This is a genomic window from Burkholderia sp. HI2761 (assembly GCF_002223355.1).
Classification (GTDB): domain Bacteria; phylum Pseudomonadota; class Gammaproteobacteria; order Burkholderiales; family Burkholderiaceae; genus Burkholderia.
In genome coordinates, this window is the sequence record NZ_NKFN01000006.1 from 53342 (window position 1) to 72453 (window position 19112).

Consider the following 19112-nt stretch of genomic DNA (forward strand, 5'->3'; position numbering starts at 1 on the left):
ACCGGCGCGGCGTTACGCGATCTCGTGGAAGCCGACGCTGTTGCCGCCGTCCGGCGCGTACGCGGCGAGCACGTCGAAGCCGACGTTGACGAGTTCCACCCGCATGCCGTAGGACTTCTTGCCGGATGAGTCGACGAAAATCGCCGCGCCCGACGACAACTGGCGTGCCGTGTCCAGCAGCGCAAGCGTGCCGCGCGCACTGCCGACGGAGGGCGCGATCGTCAGCGTCGTGCCGTCCTGCGTGGTGAAGTGCCCGCCGGGCGGCACGGGCGGCGGGTTGTCCGCGACCGACCGGTTGAGCAGGCTCATGAAATGAAAGCGTGCATCGGCGCCCTGGCTCGCCGCCGCGCGATCGCCGTCCGTGAACGTGTCGCCGCGCACGGCCGCGCCTTGTGCGGCGATATCGACGGCCTGCTCGTGAAAAGCGCGCGTCGCGAGCACGAGGCCGGCGTTCGCGTTCAGCGTCGACTCGATCCATGCGCGATCGCCGTCCGTCAGCGTCTTCGACACGACCTTGATCCGGCCGTCGTCGGTCATGAAGTCGAACGGTGCATCGGCCAGATCCGGGCGCTTCGCCACGATGTCCTGAAGGCTCGTCGCGAGCGCGTCGGTGACGCCGCGCAGCTTCATCGACAGGTCGCCCACCATCGATAACTGTTTCGTCATCGCCGCCTGCATCGCTTCCGGATCGAGTGCCCGGACGCTGAGCGGCTGGTCTTGCAGCGCTCCGGACGCGGCCGTGTCCGTCTTCCGGCGCCCGTCGAGCGCCGCCTGCGCCATGTGTGCGAGCGAAAGGCCGCCCGCCGCCGTGACCGGAATCGTCATTGCCCTCTCTCTCGTTTTGAGCCTGTTTTTCGCTGTTTACGGATGGATTTCAGGGAAGTTGAGATCGCCCGCCGCCCGCACAGAGAAACTTTGTTTGACCCAAACTAAAAAAGTTTGACACGAGCATTTCACTGAGATAACTTTTGCGCAAGCTTCCGGAAAGCAATCCGGCCAGCGTGCCGACTCGTGTCGCGCTTTCCTGCCGTTGCAGCACCGTCGTTCGCAACATTCCCGCCTCATCGCATCGTGCCGTTCCGTTTCATCCGAAACCTGAAGGAAGCTCGGGCATGCCCGCATTTGATTCGCACTCCTGTATTCATGGCGTTCGCAGCGAACCGCTGCACTGACGATTGCCGTTCGGGGCGATGCACTCGCCTCGGTACCCGCCGGATGCGCGCCGCCTGACGCGCGCCGGTCCCATGCGAGCGTCCCATACGTCTCGCCCGCCGTTTTTGATGGTGCAGTTCCGCTTCATCCGACGCAGCACCCGGCCAGGCCGCAGGGGGCGTATCGCGAGCCGGCCGGTTCCAGACAAACACAAGAGACGAGGTCGATTCAATGAACATTCATCGAACCGGAGTGCGGCGCGCGTGGCTGCCCGCGCTCGTGGCGGCCGCGACGCTCGCCGCGTGCGGCGGCGACGACGGCGGCAGCGTGGCGGGCGTGTCAGCGCTCGCGCAGGGCCAACAGGCAGGGGCCGCCGCCGCGGCCGATACACCCGATACGCAATCGTTCGCGTCGCACTTTTCGCCGTCCGGCGTCCCGTACGCGAACCCCGCGAGCAACGGGCGCTACAAGCCGGTGATCAGCAACGGCCAGGTGCAGCCGTCGCTGTCGGGCGGCACGATCGAGGAGAACGCGTGGGTCGACACGCCGGTCGATTCCGACGGCGACGGCACGCGCGACCGCATCCACGTGCGCATCGTGCGGCCGTCCGAAACCGCGAACGGCGCGCGCACGCCGGTCATCGTGCTCGCGAGCCCGTATTACGCGGGGCTCGCCGACAGCCCCGACCACGACGTCGACGTCGAACTCGACGGCACGCCGCATCCGGCCGCGGCGGCCGGCGCCGCGGCATCGGCGTCCACCCGCATCCTGGCCGCCGCGCCGCAGTCGCGGATGCTGCAGCAGGTCGAGGCCGCCGCGGCCGGCCGCTCGTGGATCGAAAGCTACTTCGTGCCGCGCGGCTTCACGATCGTCTACGCGGATTCGCTCGGCACCGCCGGCTCGGACGGCTGCCCGACGATCCTGACGCGCGACGAATCGGTCGCGATGGCATCGGTGATCCGCTGGCTCGGCCGCGATGCGACCGCGAAGGACGCGAACGGCAAGACGGTCGTCGCGAACTGGTCGACCGGCCACGTCGGCATGTACGGCGTGTCGTACGACGGCACGCTGCCGAAGATGGTCGCGAGCCTGCGCACGCGCGGGCTCGACGCGATCGTGCCGATCGCCGGGCTGTCGAACATGTACGGCTACTACCGCTCGGGCGGCCTCGTGCGCGCGCCGGAAGGCTATCAGGGCGAGGATGTCGACGTGTACATCAAGGCGCTGCTGACGAACGCGCATCCGGAGCGCTGCACGCACCTGATCGACGAAGCGCTGCAGCAGGAAGACCGCAAGACCGGCGACTATTCGCCGTTCTGGGCCGCGCGCGACATTCCGACCGCGTTCGCGGTCGCGCCGGCGCTCGTCGCGCAGGGGCTCACCGACGACAACGTGCGCGTCGACCAGTCGACGTCGTGGTATCTGGCGATGCGACGCCAGGGTGTGCCGACCCAGCTGTGGCTGCATCGCCTGAAACACACCGATCCAACCCGTGTGCCGGCGATGGCCGACGCATGGACCGCGGAGGTGAACCGGTGGTTCACGCGCTACCTGATCGGCTATGACAACGGCGTCGAGCACGATCCGCGCGCGGTGATCGCGCAGGCGGACGGCACGCTGCTGAAGGAAGCCGACTGGGCCGCGCGGCACGCCACGCCAGTCACGTACTTCGCGGGCGGCGACGGCGCCGGCACCGGCACGCTGCTGCGGCTGCCGAGCGGCGGCCCGCTCGCACGCTTCACCGACGATGCGCGCATTCCCGCACTCACGCTGGCGAACACGCCGACGGGCGAAAACCGCAGCCGCTTCGAGACGGCCCCGCTGACGGCCGCGACGCGCCTGTCCGGCGCCGCGACCGCGCGCGTCCGGCTGACCTTCACGGGCGTCGCGAACGTGACGGCACTGCTGGTCGACCGCGCGCCGGACGGCACGGCAACGATCGTCACGCGCGCGTGGACCGACCCGCGCAACCGGTTGTCCGAGTGGGTGTCGCAACCCGTGCTGCCCGGCATGCCGTACGACCTGAAGCTGACGTTCATGCCGCGCGACTACAAGCTGGAAGCCGGCCACCGGCTGGGGCTCGTCGTCCTCTCCAGCGACTACGAGGCGACGCTGCGGCCGACGCCCGGCACGGGCCTGACGCTCGATCCGGCCGGCACGTCGGTGACGGTGCCGCTGGCGTCGTCGGCGGCGGGCGCCTAGTCGTGCGCCGGCTGCCGGCGTAACGACACCACTGCCCCGCCTGCATGCGTGTCGATGCGGGCGGGGGAATCGCTGCACGAAGATAGTGCAAGGTCGATCGTCTGAAATCGTGCCGAGCGACGAGCGCAATCCGTTCGGCCGGGTCGATCTCGACGCCGACAAGCCCGCGAACCTGCCGGATTTCTACCGGGTATTCAGCAAACAGGCGGACTGACTCGACGCCGCCGCCCGACGCTCACACCGGCGTCAACACCGGCTGCCCGGCGAAATGCCGCGCCGCGTTGTCGAGAAACTGCCGCACCGAACGATCGAGCGCCTCGGGTGACCAGCCGCCCATGTGCGGCGTCAGCACGACGCTGTCGAGCTCCGTCAGCGCACGCGGCGGCTCCGGTTCGCCTTCGTACACGTCGAGCCCCGCGCCCGCGATGCGGCGTTCGCGCAGCGCATCTGCCAAAGCAGCGGTATCAACAACACTGCCGCGCGACACGTTGACGATAAAGCCGCCGGGGCCGAGCGCGTCGAGCACGGTGCGATCGATCAGGTGCCGCGTGCCCGCGCCGCCCGGCGTCGCGACGATCAGGAAATCGGCCCACCGCGCGAGTGCGTCGATCCGGTCGAAATAGCGGTACGGCCCCGGCTTCTCCGACCGGTTGTGATAGCCGATCTCGATGTCGAAGCCGGCCGCGCGACGCGCGCACTTCTCGCCGATCTTGCCGAGCCCGACGATGCCGAGCTTCTTGCCCGACACGTTCGGCGGCATCGACAGCCCGTCGCGCCACACGCCCGCGCGGGTTGTCGCATCGAGTTGCACGACGTTGCGCACCGCCGCGAGCAGCAGCGCGAACGCGTGATCGGCGACGCAGTCGTCGTTGGTGCCGGCGCCCGTGACCACGGCAATGCCGCGTGCCTTCGCGTGCGCGACATCGATGTGCTCGTAGCCCGCGCCGAGCGCGCTGACGAACGTGAGCCGCGGCAGCCGGTCGATCTCGGCGGCGGTCAACCCCGTGCTGCCGTTGGTCAGCACCGCTCGAATCGTGCTGCCATGTTCGGCGATCGCGCGTTCGCGCTCGTCGGGCGTCGGGGCGTAACGCACGTCGAACGACGCGGCGATCTCGCGATGCGCGTCGCCGCGCAGCGCGATGAGGACCAGCAGCTCGGGCTTCATGTCAGCAAATGTCCGCAGGCGGAGAACGAATTTCAGTGTAACAAGCCCGCATGACGGGTGCGGGTTATCCCCACACCGGCTGTGGACACGCCGCCGCACGCGGTTTGCCAAAGCCGGCTCAGTCAAGTAACTTTCGGCGTACGCCCCCGTCCTGGAGATTGGCCCCGATGAAGCTCGCCCTGCCCGCCCGGATCCTGGGCCTCGCGTTCGCCGCCGCCTTCGCGGCGCCCGGCGCGCACGCCGACACGCCCGTCGTGGTGTCGTCGAAGATCGACACCGAAGGCAACCTGCTCGGCAACCTCATTTCGCAGGTGCTGAAGGCCCACGGCATTCCCGTCACCGAAAAGATCGCGCTCGGCACGACGCCGATCGTGCGCAAGGCGCTCACGAGCGGCGAGATCGACATCTACCCCGAATACACGGGCAACGCCGCGTTCTTCTTCAACAAGGCCGACGATCCGGTGTGGAAGAACGCGAGCCAGGGCTACGACACCGCGAAGAAGCTCGACTACGCGGCGAACCATCTCGTGTGGCTCGCACCGGCGCCCGCGAACAACACGTGGGGCGTCGCGCTGCTCGCGCCCGTCGCGCAGTCGCAGCACCTGAAGACCTTCTCCGACTTCGGCAAGTGGGTGGCCGGCGGCGGCAAGGTGAAGCTCGCGGCGTCGGCCGAATTCGTGAACAGCGCGTCCGCGCTGCCGTCGTTCGAGAAAGCGTACGGCTTCAAGCTGAAGCCCGAGCAGCTCGTCGTGCTGTCCGGCGGCGACACGGCCGCGACGATCAAGGCCGCCGCGAACCAGACCGACGGCGTGAACGCCGCGATGGTCTACGGCACCGACGGCGGCATCGCCTCGAGCGGCCTCGCGGTGCTCGACGACGACAAGCACGTGCAGCCCGTCTACGCGCCGGCGCCGGTGATCCGCGAAGCCGTGCTGAAAGCGCATCCGCAAATCGCCGAGTATTTGAAGCCCGTGTTCGCGAGCCTCGACCTGAAGACGCTGCAATCGCTGAACGCCCGCATCCAGCTCAACGGCGAGCCGGCTGGCGGCGTCGCGAAAAGCTACCTGAAATCGAAGGGTTTCGTGAAATGACGGAGGGCGCGGCAGCGTCCGCGCGGCGCGTCACGCTCGACAAGGTCGGCATCCTGATCGGCGTACTGACGATCGTCGCCGTGTTCGGTCTGTCGTTCGCGGTGCTGCGGCCGAACCGGATCGCGGCCGGCACCGGGCTATCGGTGTTCGCCGCGCTGCCGGCGATGCAGGGCGCGGCGCTCGCCGCGCTATGGACCGTCGGCGCGCTGTGGGCGATGACGGCGAGCCGTCCCGCGTGGCGGCTCGCGGCCGGGTGCGTGGGGCTCGCGACGCTCGCGTATGCGGTCGGCGCGGCCGCGACGCATGTCGTCGCGCCCGACGACATGCTGGCCCGCGTGTCGCCCGACGCCGGCGTCTGGCTGCTGCTGTTCGCGTGGGCGGTGCTCATCGCCGACGCGCTCGCGCGCCTCGCGTTCGGCCCGTGGCGGCGCCTCCTCGCGCTCGCCGTCGCGATCGCGGCGGTTTCCGTGCCGCTCGCGAGCGGCTGGTGGGACGGCCTCTCCGTGATGCGCGAATACGCGGTGCGCAGCGACGATTTCTGGCGCGAAGCGATCCGTCACGTGTCGCTCGCGGGCGGCTCGGTCGCCGCCGCGCTCGTCGCGGGCGTGCCGCTCGGCATCGCATGCGCGCGCGTCGCGACGGTGCGCACCGTCGCGATGCCCGTGCTCAATATCGTGCAGACGATCCCCAGCATCGCGATGTACGGGCTGATGATGGCGCCGCTCGGCCTGCTCGCCGCGCACGTGCCGCTCGCGGCCGAACTCGGCATCCGCGGCATCGGCGTCGCGCCGGCCGTGCTCGCGCTGTTCCTTTACTCGCTGCTGCCGATCGCATCGAGCGTCGTGGTCGGGCTCGGACAGGTGCCGCCGCACGTAACCGAAGCGGCGCGCGCGATGGGCATGACACGCACCCAGCGGCTGCTGCGCGTCGATCTCGTGCTCGCGCTGCCGGTGATCCTGAGCGGCGTGCGCATCGTGCTCGTACAGAACATCGGCCTGACCGCGGTTGCCGCGCTGATCGGCGGCGGCGGATTCGGCACGTTCATCTTCCAGGGGATCGGGCAATCGGCCGCCGATCTCGTGCTGCTCGGCGCGATCCCGACGATCGCGCTCGCACTGGCGGCCGCCGTCGTGTTCGAAGCCGCGACGTCGCTCGCGAAGGGGCGTGCAGGATGATCGAGATCGAACGGGTCGGCAAACGCTTCGGCGACGTGGTCGCCGTCGACGACGTATCGCTGACGATGCAGCGCGGCACGATCACCGCGCTCGTCGGCGCATCGGGCAGCGGCAAGTCGACGCTCCTGCGCATGATCAACCGGCTGATCGCGCCGACCAGCGGCACGATCCGCATCGACGGCGTCGATACGGCGACCGTTGCGCCCGAGCAGCTGCGCCGTGGCATCGGCTACGCGATCCAGGGGCACGGGCTGTTTCCGCACTGGAGCGTCGCGCGCAACATCGCGACCGTGCCGCGCCTGCTCGACTGGCCGGCCGCCCGTATCGACGCGCGCGTGAACGAACTGCTCGACCTGTTCCATCTCGCGCCGGCCGAATTCGCGGGCAAGCTGCCGCACGAACTGTCGGGCGGCCAGCAGCAGCGCGTCGGCGTGGCGCGCGCGCTTGCGGCCGAGCCCGCGATGCTGCTGATGGACGAACCGTTCGGCGCGCTCGATCCGATCATCCGCAACAAGGCGCAGGACGACCTGTTCGCGCTGCAGCGCCGCCTCGGCATCACGGTCGTGATCGTCACGCACGACATCGAGGAAGCGCTGAAGCTCGGCGACACGATCGCTGTGATGGACGACGGCCGGCTGCTGCAGGTCGCGCCGCCTGCCGAGATTCTCGGCAGGCCGGCAGCGGGTGTCGTCGAGCAGCTCGTCGCGGGCGTCGACCGTCCGCTGCGCCTGCTCGCGCTGACGCCGATCGACGCAGTGGCCGAAGCCGGCCACGCCGACGGCGAGCCGATCGCGGCGACGCGCACGCTGCGCGATGCGGTGTCCGAATTGTTGTGGCGCGGTGTCGATGCGCTGCCCGTCGACGATGCAGCCAACGGCAACGCACACGGCCCCCGCCGCATCACGCTCGACGCGATTCGCTCGCACGCGAGGCAGCCCGCATGACGACGCTCGGCAGCATGCGGCCCAAGCGGTCTTCGCTTCCCGCGTACGTCGCCCGCGCGGCCGCGCTCGCGCTGCTGCTCGTGTTGCTGTTGCGCCCCGCGTGGCTGCAGGGTCTGTTCGCGCCGTTCGCGGACAACGGCGCGCCGGTGATCTACGATCGCGCGAGCCTGCTCGATCTCACGCTCGCGCATCTCGGCACGGTCGCGCTGTCGAGCCTGATCGGCACGATCGTCGCGGTCGCGGCCGGCATCGCGGTCACGCGGCGGTTCGGCGCGGATTTCCTGCCGCTCGCGCGCAGCGTCGTCGATATCGGCCAGACCTTCCCGCCGGTCGCCGTGCTCGCGCTCGCCGTGCCGGCAGTCGGCTTCGGCTTGAAACCCGTGCTGATCGCGCTCGTGCTGTACGGGCTCCTGCCGATTTTCGAAAGCACGATCGCGGGGCTCGAGGACGTCCCGCGCGACGTCGTCGACGCCGCGCGCGGGATGGGAATGAGCGGCTGGCAGCAACTGGTGTCCGTCGAGCTGCCGCTCGCGTTCCCGGTGATCGTCAACGGCATCCGCCTCGCGGTCGTGATCAATCTCGGCACCGCGACGATCGGCTCGACGGTCGCCGCGCGCGGGCTCGGCGACGTGATCATCGCGGGCCTGCAGACATCGAACACCGCGTTCGTGCTGCAAGGCGGCGTGATCGTCGGCTTGCTCGCGGTGCTCGTCAGCGACGCCATCGGCGCGATTGCGCGGGTGGCGAGCGCGCGGCGCGCCTAGCATCCGTCACGGAATTTTTCGAAGGAGCCACCATGTCTGTCCTGGACGCCGGCCCGTTTTTTCATGGCACGAAAGCGAATTTGCGGATCGGTGATTTGCTGACAGCGGGCTTCAGATCGAATTATCGGAACGACGTGGTGATGAACCACGTTTATTTCACGGCCCTACCGAAAGGCGCCGGTCTGGCTGCGGAAATGGCCAAAGGCGACGGCCGGCCGCGCGTTTACATCGTCGAGCCCACCGGGGAATTCGAAAACGACCCGAACGTCACGGACAAGAAATTCCCCGGCAATCCGACGCGATCGTATCGAAGCACACTGCCTTTGAAGATCGTCGGCGAACTCGATAGCTGGGAATCCTACGATCCGGCGTTCATCCAGCAACTCAGAAGCCGAATCGAAACCGGCATCGGCGAGATCATCAACTAGCGATCCGTTCGGCCGATTCGCGAACAAAGCCGGGATGGCGGCCAACGGAACACGCGAGGCAACGACACGCCCGCGTACCGTGGGAGGAGTCGCACGACAGGACGAAAGCGCCGCATCTATCCGGACTCCGATGCGTGTGCGTGCAACGATCAGCTGGTCGGCCCCGCCCGAATCGACACAAGCCTACATCGCGCTTTCATTCGAGCCGGCGCTCGACCATCGGCGACGATTGGCCGATATACTATGCGCCTCCCATTTCCCCGCATTCCACCATGCGACGACGGTTTCTCTGGCTGATCGTGCTCTCGTTCGGCATCGCGCAACAGGCATGGGCGCAGCAAGCACCCGCGGTGCCTGCATCCGCGTCCGACGCGCTGGCATCGGCGCCGACTGCCGCCTCCGCGCCGCTCGCGAGCGACAACGTTCAGCCGAACGAAGCAAACCGCCGCATCACGTCCTACCTGACGAAGAAATTCGGCGTCGCGAAGGAACGGGCGGCGAAGCTCGCCGATATCGTGAGCGTGACCGCGACGAAATATTCGCTGCCTCCGGCCCTCGTTTACGCGATCATTTCGATCGAATCGCGCTTCCAGGAAAAGGCGCGCGGCCAGCACGGCGCGACCGGGTTGATGCAGGTCGTGCCCGCCGCGCACCGCGGCATGCTGCGCAACGTGAAGGATCTCACCGAGCCGAATGCGAACGTCGAAGCCGGCTCGCGCATTCTGTCGGGCTACGTGAAAGCGGCCGGCGGCAACGTGCAGGCCGGGCTGAAGAGCTACAGCGGCGGATCCAGTGCGTATGCGGCGAAGGTCATGCAGCGGGTCGAATCGTTCCGGTTCGTGCTCGAACCCGAGGACGGCGCGAAAGCCACCACCGATACGAACGCGCACATGATGCCGGTCAGCGATCCGTCCGGCTCTGCGCCCGCCGCGAACCGCAACGCGAAGTAAGCAATGGGCACTCGCGCTCAGAGCAGCGCGACGTCGACCTTGGGCACCATGGGCGCAATACGCATGACGCGTTCGGCCTGCGCTCGCACGTACTCGGCGATGCGATGTACCCACGCACGCTCGTCGCCCACATAGACGCCCGACTCCGCCAGCCTGGGAGCCAGTTCCGCAGCCAGCGTCGCCATCCGCGCCATCTCACGCGCAACGAGCGCCGGCCGAATCCGCACGCGATGCGCGAAATCGGCGAGCGCGAAAGCGGTCAGCTCCTCGGTGCGGAACACGTCTCCGTACGCCATCGCCATGTCCTGCACATAAGCGTCGCCGTACACGTTCACGCACACCAGATCGTAAAACGGCGCCGGCTCGAGCCCGCCGCTGCTGACGAAAAACGAAATGTTCTTGCCATGCGCGTCGCTGTTGCCGATCAACAATTGCAGCAACGCCCAGCGCAGCATGGCCGAGCGCGCGGCAGCGGGTGTCTCCAGAGACGACGTCAGCGAAAACAGCTTCTCGAAGCTCACGCCTTCACGGATATTGCGCACGTCCGCGTTGTTGCCGAGATTGCGTTCGTATTTGAGCGTCGCCGGCAAGTCGAGGGCCTGGCATCCATCGATGACATGAAGCCGCCGCACAGCGCTCACGCGCCGCGGATCGTCCGGGTCGGTCGTCACGAGCCGGTCGAATCGTTCGATCAGCAGAATGGGCTCCGGGATACGTCGAATCTCGACAGGCGCGACCGGCAAACCCATGCGGGCCGCCAGCGTCATGCAGAAATGCTCGTTGGCGACCATGAACGGCGCGTTCGGACTGCGCGACTCGGGCTTCAGAATATGCGAGCTGCTCAGCGCCCCGTCCACGAGCGCGAACTGCTCACCTTCGACGAGCACCTGCAGCTTGTCCTGATGACCGGCGATCGACAGGCGCACCCGATCGTCCCAGACGGAAAACGGGATCGCATCGCGCTTGCGGATACGGTCGACCAGTTCCTCCGCGGAGACCGGTCGGCGCACGGGTTCGAGAGATTCCGCCGCCCGCCCGGCCTCGTCGTCGTCCGGAACGAAGCTCAACGCACCGACGGGCTCCTTGCCGAGCATCCGGATCAGGCCGAAGACGTTGTCCTTCGATATCTGATACATCGATGCGGCCACATCGAGTGCGCGGCCCTCGGGGAGCAGATTGCCCACGAAGCGCTGGAGCGCGCCCGCCGGCGGCGTGCCGCCATCGAGCGGAATGCACGGCGACAACGCAAACGCGTCTGTCCGCGCGAGCCACGCCGGATCGCAGGAAAAACCGTAGTCGTCGCGGCGGGCATCGTAAGTCAGTTCCCCGACCGGCGAGCCGTCAGCCGAAATCCGCAGGCGATGGATCATCACGCGCCCTCGGGCGAACCGGACGAGCCTGGCGAAGCGGCACGTACCGTCGCGTGATCGCGCACGGCATTGCGCGCCACCTGAACGTCGCGTTTCGGCACGACGAGCAAATTCAGGCCGAAGCCGTCCAGCACCTTGAACAGCTTGTCGAGACTCACCGCGCGCCCGTTTTCGAGGCGCGACAGTACGTCCTTGGAGACGCCGAGCATGTCGGCCGCATCGTCGATCCGCATCTGGTTCTGCGCGCGCCGGTTGCGCACGAGCGCCCCCAAGGCGGCGAGAGTCGGTGCGAGTGGGTCGGGTGTCGCGACGGGTTGCGGTAAGGTGCGGGCCATAATTCCGGAATTTCAGGAACAAAGCGCCGTCGAAGGTCGATCGACGACATAGTTACGAGAATATCGGAATTATAGGAGCTCGCCAGCCAGATCGCCAATTGTTCTTATATTTCAGGAATAAAAACACCAAAGACCGGCAGCACCTCATTATTCTCATATTTCAGGAACTATAAACGCGTGCGACGGCACATCCGTGCCGCCGCGCCCGCCGGGTTTGCCGGATCACCTCCCTCGTGCCTTGATCCGGCCCCCTCTGATCAAAGCTGCCCCGCCGCCCCCGTCCACCGCAGGTAATCGCCGCGCGTCCAGTCGAGCGACACGCCGACGCGTTTCGTGCCGGGCCGGATCTTCGGCTTGTACATCGACAGCGTCAGCGATTCCAGCGCCGGCCATTCGCGGAACGACAGCACCGCGAGATCGGCGACGAGCGTCTCCAGCAGCCGCGTATGCGGCTTGTGCGACAGGAACGACGCGACGCGCGCGCAATAGCCGTCGTAATCGATCCACTCGCCCTGCTCGCTCGGCTCGCAGCGATACCCGAGCCGAGCATCGATCACGATCGGCTGCGGCGCTTCATGCTCGTGCGCGTGGATGCCGATCCGCGCGGGCACCTTCAGTTCGTCGACGAACACGCTCCAGCCGCGCCCGCGCAGGCGCGGCGCGTCGATCGCCACGAACGGTTCGTCGAACGGCTTCATGATGCGAGCGGCGCCGCGGCGTCGAGCATGATGCGCACGAAATAGTCGGCGAAGCTGCGACGCAGGACGATCTCGAACGACTCGTCGCCGGTCGGGATCAGCGTGATCGGCGACTTGAAGTAGTGCGACTGCGCGCACTGGCCCGGCTTGAACACGCGCGGATGCAGATCGAGCGGGCAGCCGCGCGCGATCACGTCGCGCACGCGTTCGCCGACGACCTCGACGACCGTGTAGCCGCTACCGACGTCGACGGCCGCCGCATACGAGCCCTGCACGGCCTCCGCCAGCTTCGCTTCGAGCACGCCGGCCTGAACCGGCCCGTTCGACCGCACGAGCCATTCGTCGGGGCCGAGCCACAGCACGTCGTACTCGGCGCCGCGCGCCACCGTGTTCGGCTCCGCGGGCGGGCGGCAGCCGACCACACGCTCGAACGCGGCCACGAATGCCGGGTCGCTCAACTCGCCGCGCACGTTGACGAGATCGAGGAACGGCCGCTCGCGCAGCGCGAACTTCTTCGATGCGCGCGCCTGGTGCGCCTTCAGCACGTCGGCGGCGCCGACGAACGGCGATTCAAGCGTCACGCCGCCCGCACCCGCCACCTGCGTCTGGTTTCTCGTTTCATTCCACATGCTGACGCACCCCTTCGGTATCGTAGAAAACCGGGCTCGAGATCTTCGCGGTGATGCGCTTGCCGTTGGCCAGCGGAATCACGACGCTCTCGCCCATCTTGTTCAGGCCGCCCTTCACCACCGCGAGCGCGATCGAGCGCTTCAGGATCGGGCTGTAGTAGCTCGACGTCACGTGGCCGATCATCGGCGTCGGATCGACCGCCGACACCTGCGTGTCCTTCGCGATGATCTGCGCGCCTTCCGGCAGCACGAACTGTTCGTCTTCGGTCAAGAGGCCGACGAACTGCTTGCGGCCTTCCTTCGCGGTATCCGAGCGCGTCAGCGAGCGCTTGCCGAGGAAGTCCTTCGACTTCGCGACGAGCCCGCCCATCCCGAGGTCGTACGGCGTGATCGAGCCGTCGGTATCCTGGCCGACGATGATGTAGCCCTTCTCCGCGCGCAGCACGTGCATCGTCTCGGTGCCGTACGGCGTGATGTCGAACTCGGCACCGGCCGCCATCAGCGCTTCCCACACCGCACGGCCCGCATTCGCCGGCACGTTCACTTCGTAGGCCAGCTCGCCCGAGAAGCTGATCCGCATCACACGCGCCTTCGCGCCGGCGACGGTGCCGTTGCGGTAGCTCATGAACGGGAACGCTTCATTGCCGAAGTCGATGTCCTGGCACACCTTCTGCACGACCTTGCGGCTCTTCGGGCCGACCACCGCGAACGTCGCCCAGTGATCGGTGACGGACGCGAGCCGCACCTTCAGGTCCGGCCATTCGGTCTGCAGCCAGCGCTCGAGCCACGTCAGCACGCGCGCCGCGCCGCCGGTGGTGGTCGTCATCATGAAATGCTGGTCGGCGAGGCGCACGGTCACGCCGTCGTCGAACACCATCCCGTTTTCGTCGAGCATCAACCCGTAGCGGCATTTGCCGATTTCGAGCTTGTTCCACGGGTTCGTGTACATCCAGTTCAGCAGCTTCACCGCGTCCGGACCCTGGATGTCGATCTTGCCGAGCGTCGACGCGTCGAGAATGCCGACGCCGTTACGCACCGCCAGGCATTCGCGCTTCACGGCCGCATGGAGATCCTCGCCGTTCTTCGGGAAATACCACGGCCGCTTCCAGTTGCCGACGTCCTCGAACATCGCGCCGTGCTCGACGTGCCATTCGTGCACGGCCGTCTTGCGGATCGGGTCGAGGAAATCGCCCGTCTCGCGGCCCGCGAACGTGCCGAACGACACGGGCGTGTAGTTCGGGCGGAACGTCGTCGTGCCCGTTTCCGGAATCGTCTTGCCGAGCGCGCCCGCGAGGATCGCCATCCCGTTGATGTTGCCGAGCTTGCCCTGGTCGGTGCCGAAGCCCATCGCCGTATAGCGCTTCACGTGCTCGACCGACTCGAAGCCCTCGCGCGCGGCGAGCAGGATGTCGGCGGCCGCCACGTCGTTCTGGAAGTCGACGAACTGCTTCGGTCCGCGCGCGGCCGCCTCGCGGCTGCCGACGAGCCACAACGGCTGCAGCGCGCCTTCGACGGCTTCGGCGACCTGCGGTGCGGCCGGACGCTGCGCGGCCGTGAAGCCCGCGGCCTTCGCCGCTTCCACGCCCGCATCGACCGCGAGCCGCAGCGCACGGGCCAGCCCGAATTCGCCGGCCGCCGCACCGATGCTCGCCTCCGCCTGCACGGGCTTGCCCGGCAGGAAGCACGCCTTTTCGTCGTTCCAGCACGCCTTGCCGCCCGATTGCGCGAACAGGTGCAGCACCGGGCTGAAGCCGCCCGACATCGCGACGAGGTCGCACGGCAGCGTCTGCAGCTTGCCGCCGGTCTGGCCGTTCGAGTAGGACGCGACGTCGACCGACGATACGCGCCACTTGCCCGAAGCAACCGTCACGACCGCGCCGCTCATCACCGTCACGCCCTGCCGCTTGGCCGCGGCCGGCAGCGCGCCGTTCGACGACGCGCGCGAATCGACGACCGTGACCTTCGCCCCGCACGCCTTCAGGTCGAGCGCGGTCTGGTATGCACGGTCGTTGTTCGTGAACACGACCGCGTTACGGCCCGGCAGCACGCCGAAGCGATGCACGTAGGTGGACACCGCACCCGCCAGCATCACGCCCGGCAGGTCGTTGTTGCCGAATACGATCGGCCGCTCGTGCGCGCCGGTCGCGAGAATCACGCGCTTCGCGCGGACCTTCCACAGCAGCTCGCGCGTGCCCTTGCGCATCGACACCGGCAGGTGATCGGTCAGGCGCTGCGTGACCGTCACGAGGTTGTGGTCCTGATACCCGAACGCGGTGCTGCGCGACAGGATCGTCACGTCGGGCAGCTTGCGCAGCTCCGCCTCGATCTTCTCGACCCATTGCAGCGCGGGCTTCGCGTCGATCTCCGCGCGGCACGACAGCAGGCTGCCGCCGAGTTCGCGCTGGTCGTCGACGAGGATCACGCGCGCGCCGGCCGTGGCGGCCGCATGCGCGGCGGCGAGGCCCGACGGGCCACCGCCGACCACGAGCACGTCGCAGTGCGCGTAGCACTTGTCGTAGCGATCGGCGTCGAGCACCTCCGGCGCCTTGCCGAGGCCGGCTGCTTCGCGAATCTTCTCTTCGTACTTCGGCCACATGTTGCGCGGCCACATGAACGTCTTGTAGTAGAACCCGGCCGGCATGAAGCGCGAGAACTTCTGGTTGATCGCGTACTTGTCGTTCTCGAGCGTGGGCTCGGCATTCACGCTCGTCGCGACGAGTCCCTGGTACAGCTCGATCTCGGTCGCACGTGCATTCGGCACGGTATACGGGCCGGACTCGAGCTGCACGACGGCATTCGGTTCCGCCACATCCGCCGTCACGATCCCGCGCGGACGGTGGTACTTGAAGCTGCGCGCGACGAAATGCACGCCGTTCGCGAGCAGCGCGGACGCGAGCGTGTCGCCCTGGAAGCCCTGGTACGTGCGGCCGTTGAACGTGAACGTCAACGGAATCGCGCGATTGATCCGGCCACCGGTGCCGAGGCGGTCTTTCTGGCTCATTTGCTCGTACCCTCTTCGTGTGCGTTGCCGGCAGCCGCGCCGCTGATGGCAGCCCCGCCGAACTTTTCGTAGCCCTTGATATCGTAGGTCACCGTGTCGCGCGTGACCTTGAACCAGCGGCGGCAGCCCTGCGTGTGCAGCCATTGCTCCTTGTGCAGCCCGCGCTTGTTCTCGCGCATGAACACGTATTCGCCCCATTCGCGGTCGGTCATGTTCTCGTTCGCCACCGGGCGCACGATGTCGGCTTCACCGCCGCACGAGAACTCGGATTCGGCGCGCGGCCCGCACCACGGACATTCGATCAGCAACATGTTTCTTTCTCCAATGGTGGTCAGTGCGCGACGGCGGCAGCGCCGTGCTCGTCGATCAGGTGGCCCGTATAGAAGCGGTCGAGCGCGAACGGCGCGTTCAGCGGATGCGGTTCGTCGCGGGCGATCGTGTGCGCGAACACCCAGCCCGAGCCGGGCGTCGCCTTGAAGCCGCCGGTGCCCCAGCCGCAGTTGAAATAGAGGCCCTTCACGTCGGTCTTGGTAATGATCGGGCACGCGTCCGGCGACACGTCGACGATGCCGCCCCACTGGCGGTTCATCCGCACGCGCGAGAACACCGGGAACATCTCGACGATCGCCTGCAGCGTGCTTTCGATGATGTGGAAGCTGCCGCGCTGGCCGAAGCCCGTGTACTGGTCGATACCGGCGCCGATCACGAGATCGCCCTTGTCGGACTGGCTGATGTACGCGTGCACCGCGTTCGACATGATCACCGAGTTCACCACCGGCTTGATCGGCTCGGACACCAGCGCCTGCAGCGGGTGGCTTTCGATCGGCAGACGCACGCCGGCCATGTCGGCGAGCGTCGTCGTGTTGCCCGCGGCCACCACCGCGACCTTCTTCGCCTTGATGAAACCCTTCACCGTGTCGACGCCGACCACCGCGCCGCCCTCGCGGCGAATGCCCGTTACCTGGCAGTTCTGGATGATGTCGACGCCGGCGCGGTCCGCGCCGCGTGCGAAGCCCCAGGCCACCGCATCGTGACGCGCGACGCCCGCGCGGCGCTGGATCGACGCGCCGAGCACCGGGTAGCGGCTGTTCAGGTTGATCGTCGGCTCGATTTCCTTGATCTGCGCGGGCGTCAGGAATTCGGCGTCGACGCCGTTCAGCCGGTTCGCGTTCACGCGGCGCTCAGTGTCGCGCACGTCCTGCAGCGTGTGCGCGAGGTTCATCACGCCGCGCTGGCTGAACATCACGTTGTAGTTCAGATCCTGCGACAGCCCTTCCCACAGCTTCATCGCCTTCTCGTACAGCGCGGCCGATTCGTCCCACAGGTAGTTCGAGCGCACGATCGTCGTGTTGCGCGCGGTGTTGCCGCCGCCGATCCAGCCCTTCTCCAGGATCGCGACGTTCGTGATCCCGTGCTCCTTCGCGAGGTAGTACGCGGTCGCGAGGCCGTGGCCGCCGCCGCCGACGATCACGACGTCGTATTCCTTCTTCGGCTCCGGGCTCTTCCACTGCTTCTCCCAGTTCTCGTGATACGAGAGGCCGTTGCGGAACAGGCTGAATATCGAGTAGCGGCTCATGTTTGGATCCTTCGTTAGCATTCGATGACGTTCACGGCGAGGCCGCCGCGCGACGTTTCCTTGTATTTCGTCTTCATGTCGGCGCCGGTTTCGCGCATCGTCTTGATCACGGAATCGAGCGATACGTAGTGCTGGCCGTTGCCCTTGAGCGCCATGCGCGACGCGTTCAGCGCCTTGATCGCGCCCATCGCGTTGCGCTCGATGCACGGGATCTGCACGAGCCCGCCCACGGGATCGCAGGTCATCCCGAGGTTGTGCTCCATGCCGATCTCGGCCGCGTTCTCGACCTGGTCGGGCGTGCCGCCCATCACGGCGGCGAGCGCGGCGGCGGCCATCGAGCACGCGACGCCCACTTCGCCCTGGCAACCGACTTCCGCGCCGGAAATCGACGCGGTTTCCTTGTAGATGATCCCGATCGCCGCGGCCGTCAGCAGGAATTCGACGATGCCGGCTTCGTTCGAGCCCGGCACGAACTTCACGTAGTAGTGCAGCACCGCGGGAATCACGCCGGCCGCGCCGTTGGTCGGCGCGGTGACCACCCGGCCGCCGGCCGCGTTCTCTTCGTTCACGGCCATCGCATACAGGTTGACCCAGTCGAGCATCGACAGCGGGTCGCGCAGCGACTCTTCCGAACGCGCGCGCAGGTGGCCGTTCATTTCGGCCGCGCGGCGCTTCACGCGCATCGGGCCCGGCAGCTCGCCCTCGACCTTGCAGCCGCGCTCGACGCACGCGGCCATCGTGCGCCAGATCGCGAGCAGCCCGGCGCGCACTTCGTCGGCCGGCCGCAGCGCGGATTCGTTGCGCAGCATCAGCTCGGCGATCGACAGCCCATGTTCGCGGCACTGGCGCATCAGGTCGTCGCCGGTGCGGAACGGATACGGCACCTCGACCGCCGCGCGCACGCCGTTCACGCGATCGCCGTCGCGGTTCACGACGAAGCCGCCGCCGACCGAGTAATACTCTTTCTCGACGAGCAGCTGGCCGTGTTCGTCGAATGCCTGGAAGCGCATCCCGTTCGGATGCACGATGCCCGTGCCGCTCATCAGCTTGCGATAGAAGCCGATGTGTTCCTTTTCGTCGAAGCGCACCGTCTGCTTGCCGAGCAGCGTCAGCGTCTTCTCCGCGCGGATCGCGGCGAGCCGCGGCTCGATCAGGTCGGGATCGATCGTGTCGGGCAGGTGGCCCTCGAGGCCGAGCAGCACGGCCTTGTCGGTGCCGTGACCCTTGCCGGTCGCGCCGAGCGAGCCGTACAGCTCGACCCTCACGCGGCGCACGAAGCCGAGCAGGTTCGCGTCCTCGACGTGCGACGCGAAGCGGCACGCGGCGATCATCGGGCCGACCGTATGGGAACTGGACGGGCCGATGCCGATCTTGAACAGGTCGAACGCGCTGACGTTCATCTGGCTTCCTTTGGGTTGCATGCGTGAAATGTCGTTGGGCCTCAGTACATCAGGGCGTAAAATCGGCCGATAGAACAAAAACGGCATCGGCGTGGGATAGCGCCGCCAAGCGCCGCGCCGGCTGCCCGGAAAGTGCGTTTTGGCGATGGTTCGCGACGAAAAACCACAAGTCCGGCCGCGGCCGATCGGCGACGCTGGCTGCATCCGTGCCGCCCCGGCAGCCGTAGCCCGC

At 67.6% G+C, this 19112-nt stretch carries 17 protein-coding genes; 7 read left to right on the top strand and 10 right to left on the bottom strand.

Annotation, left to right across the window (positions count from 1 at the left end; translation table 11 throughout):
• Positions 1-12 precede the first annotated feature (12 nt).
• A complete protein-coding gene (locus tag CFB46_RS16820; protein ID WP_089500549.1) occupies positions 13-825 on the bottom strand; it encodes a hypothetical protein in 813 nt (270 codons plus the stop codon).
• A 558-nt stretch (positions 826-1383) separates the two neighbouring features.
• Between CFB46_RS16820 and CFB46_RS16830 the strand changes: the two genes are divergently transcribed.
• Positions 1384-3354 carry a Xaa-Pro dipeptidyl-peptidase gene (locus CFB46_RS16830; protein WP_089500551.1) on the top strand — a complete coding sequence of 657 codons (1971 nt, stop codon included), beginning with the start codon at positions 1384-1386 and terminating at the stop codon, positions 3352-3354.
• Between the two features lie 235 nt (positions 3355-3589).
• Here the strand turns inward: CFB46_RS16830 and CFB46_RS16840 are convergent, their stop codons facing one another.
• Positions 3590-4519, bottom strand: coding sequence for a 2-hydroxyacid dehydrogenase (locus tag CFB46_RS16840; protein WP_089500552.1), 930 nt, complete (start codon positions 4517-4519; stop codon positions 3590-3592).
• Positions 4520-4686: 167 nt separating this feature from the next.
• On the opposite strand from CFB46_RS16840, the gene osmF reads away from it, so the two are divergent.
• The 6 genes from osmF (at position 4687) to CFB46_RS16870 (ending at position 9871) form a co-directional block, all read left to right on the top strand.
• Complete coding sequence (gene osmF / locus CFB46_RS16845) at positions 4687-5610, top strand: glycine betaine ABC transporter substrate-binding protein OsmF (protein WP_089500553.1); 924 nt, start codon at positions 4687-4689, stop codon at positions 5608-5610.
• Positions 5607-6785, top strand: a complete 1179-nt coding sequence (locus CFB46_RS16850) for an ABC transporter permease (protein ID WP_089500554.1) — start codon at positions 5607-5609, stop codon at positions 6783-6785. Before osmF ends, CFB46_RS16850 begins: the two co-directional genes overlap by 4 nt.
• On the top strand, positions 6782-7729 hold the full coding sequence (locus tag CFB46_RS16855) for an ABC transporter ATP-binding protein (RefSeq protein WP_089500555.1): 948 nt from the start codon (positions 6782-6784) through the stop codon (positions 7727-7729). The genes CFB46_RS16850 and CFB46_RS16855 overlap by 4 nt, the downstream gene beginning before the upstream one ends.
• Complete coding sequence (locus CFB46_RS16860; protein ID WP_089500556.1) at positions 7726-8493, top strand: ABC transporter permease; 768 nt, start codon at positions 7726-7728, stop codon at positions 8491-8493. The genes CFB46_RS16855 and CFB46_RS16860 overlap by 4 nt, the downstream gene beginning before the upstream one ends.
• Before the next feature lie 32 nt (positions 8494-8525).
• Positions 8526-8921, top strand: a complete 396-nt coding sequence (gene arr / locus CFB46_RS16865; RefSeq protein WP_089500557.1) for an NAD(+)--rifampin ADP-ribosyltransferase — start codon at positions 8526-8528, stop codon at positions 8919-8921.
• A gap of 272 nt (positions 8922-9193) precedes the next feature.
• Positions 9194-9871 (top strand): lytic transglycosylase domain-containing protein, encoded by a 678-nt coding sequence (locus CFB46_RS16870; RefSeq protein ID WP_089500558.1) that lies wholly within the window; start codon positions 9194-9196, stop codon positions 9869-9871.
• Between the two features lie 17 nt (positions 9872-9888).
• On the opposite strand, the gene CFB46_RS16875 is transcribed toward CFB46_RS16870, so the two are convergent.
• From CFB46_RS16875 to CFB46_RS16910, 8 genes are all read right to left on the bottom strand, one after another.
• Positions 9889-11241, bottom strand: a complete 1353-nt coding sequence (locus CFB46_RS16875; protein WP_089500559.1) for a HipA domain-containing protein — start codon at positions 11239-11241, stop codon at positions 9889-9891.
• Positions 11241-11576: a helix-turn-helix domain-containing protein gene (locus tag CFB46_RS16880; protein WP_089500560.1), complete on the bottom strand. Its 336-nt coding sequence runs from the start codon at positions 11574-11576 to the stop codon at positions 11241-11243. The genes CFB46_RS16875 and CFB46_RS16880 overlap by 1 nt, the downstream gene beginning before the upstream one ends.
• 257 nt (positions 11577-11833) lie before the next feature.
• Positions 11834-12274, bottom strand: coding sequence for a dihydroneopterin aldolase (locus CFB46_RS16885; protein ID WP_006749884.1), 441 nt, complete (start codon positions 12272-12274; stop codon positions 11834-11836).
• Positions 12271-12903, bottom strand: coding sequence for a sarcosine oxidase subunit gamma (locus CFB46_RS16890; protein WP_027781385.1), 633 nt, complete (start codon positions 12901-12903; stop codon positions 12271-12273). The genes CFB46_RS16885 and CFB46_RS16890 overlap by 4 nt, the downstream gene beginning before the upstream one ends.
• Positions 12893-15904, bottom strand: a complete 3012-nt coding sequence (locus CFB46_RS16895; protein WP_089500561.1) for a sarcosine oxidase subunit alpha family protein — start codon at positions 15902-15904, stop codon at positions 12893-12895. Before CFB46_RS16895 ends, CFB46_RS16890 begins: the two co-directional genes overlap by 11 nt.
• Positions 15901-16215: a sarcosine oxidase subunit delta gene (locus tag CFB46_RS16900; RefSeq protein WP_089500562.1), complete on the bottom strand. Its 315-nt coding sequence runs from the start codon at positions 16213-16215 to the stop codon at positions 15901-15903. Before CFB46_RS16900 ends, CFB46_RS16895 begins: the two co-directional genes overlap by 4 nt.
• A gap of 20 nt (positions 16216-16235) precedes the next feature.
• Positions 16236-17480, bottom strand: coding sequence for a sarcosine oxidase subunit beta family protein (locus CFB46_RS16905; protein WP_006480591.1), 1245 nt, complete (start codon positions 17478-17480; stop codon positions 16236-16238).
• A 14-nt stretch (positions 17481-17494) separates the two neighbouring features.
• Positions 17495-18880 (bottom strand): L-serine ammonia-lyase, encoded by a 1386-nt coding sequence (locus tag CFB46_RS16910; RefSeq protein WP_027781388.1) that lies wholly within the window; start codon positions 18878-18880, stop codon positions 17495-17497.
• Positions 18881-19112: the final 232 nt, after the last annotated feature.

Coding starts and splice junctions, on each gene's coding strand:
- CFB46_RS16910 (WP_027781388.1), bottom strand. CDS start 18,880: ATGAACGTCAGCGCGTTCGACCTGTTCAAGATCGGCATCGGCCCGTCC.
- CFB46_RS16830 (WP_089500551.1), top strand. CDS start 1,384: ATGAACATTCATCGAACCGGAGTGCGGCGCGCGTGGCTGCCCGCGCTC.
- CFB46_RS16860 (WP_089500556.1), top strand. CDS start 7,726: ATGACGACGCTCGGCAGCATGCGGCCCAAGCGGTCTTCGCTTCCCGCG.
- CFB46_RS16855 (WP_089500555.1), top strand. CDS start 6,782: ATGATCGAGATCGAACGGGTCGGCAAACGCTTCGGCGACGTGGTCGCC.
- CFB46_RS16870 (WP_089500558.1), top strand. CDS start 9,194: ATGCGACGACGGTTTCTCTGGCTGATCGTGCTCTCGTTCGGCATCGCG.
- CFB46_RS16850 (WP_089500554.1), top strand. CDS start 5,607: ATGACGGAGGGCGCGGCAGCGTCCGCGCGGCGCGTCACGCTCGACAAG.
- CFB46_RS16880 (WP_089500560.1), bottom strand. CDS start 11,576: ATGGCCCGCACCTTACCGCAACCCGTCGCGACACCCGACCCACTCGCA.
- CFB46_RS16875 (WP_089500559.1), bottom strand. CDS start 11,241: ATGATCCATCGCCTGCGGATTTCGGCTGACGGCTCGCCGGTCGGGGAA.
- CFB46_RS16895 (WP_089500561.1), bottom strand. CDS start 15,904: ATGAGCCAGAAAGACCGCCTCGGCACCGGTGGCCGGATCAATCGCGCG.
- CFB46_RS16840 (WP_089500552.1), bottom strand. CDS start 4,519: ATGAAGCCCGAGCTGCTGGTCCTCATCGCGCTGCGCGGCGACGCGCAT.
- osmF (WP_089500553.1), top strand. CDS start 4,687: ATGAAGCTCGCCCTGCCCGCCCGGATCCTGGGCCTCGCGTTCGCCGCC.
- CFB46_RS16900 (WP_089500562.1), bottom strand. CDS start 16,215: ATGTTGCTGATCGAATGTCCGTGGTGCGGGCCGCGCGCCGAATCCGAG.
- CFB46_RS16905 (WP_006480591.1), bottom strand. CDS start 17,480: ATGAGCCGCTACTCGATATTCAGCCTGTTCCGCAACGGCCTCTCGTAT.
- CFB46_RS16885 (WP_006749884.1), bottom strand. CDS start 12,274: ATGAAGCCGTTCGACGAACCGTTCGTGGCGATCGACGCGCCGCGCCTG.
- CFB46_RS16890 (WP_027781385.1), bottom strand. CDS start 12,903: ATGTGGAATGAAACGAGAAACCAGACGCAGGTGGCGGGTGCGGGCGGC.
- CFB46_RS16820 (WP_089500549.1), bottom strand. CDS start 825: ATGACGATTCCGGTCACGGCGGCGGGCGGCCTTTCGCTCGCACACATG.
- arr (WP_089500557.1), top strand. CDS start 8,526: ATGTCTGTCCTGGACGCCGGCCCGTTTTTTCATGGCACGAAAGCGAAT.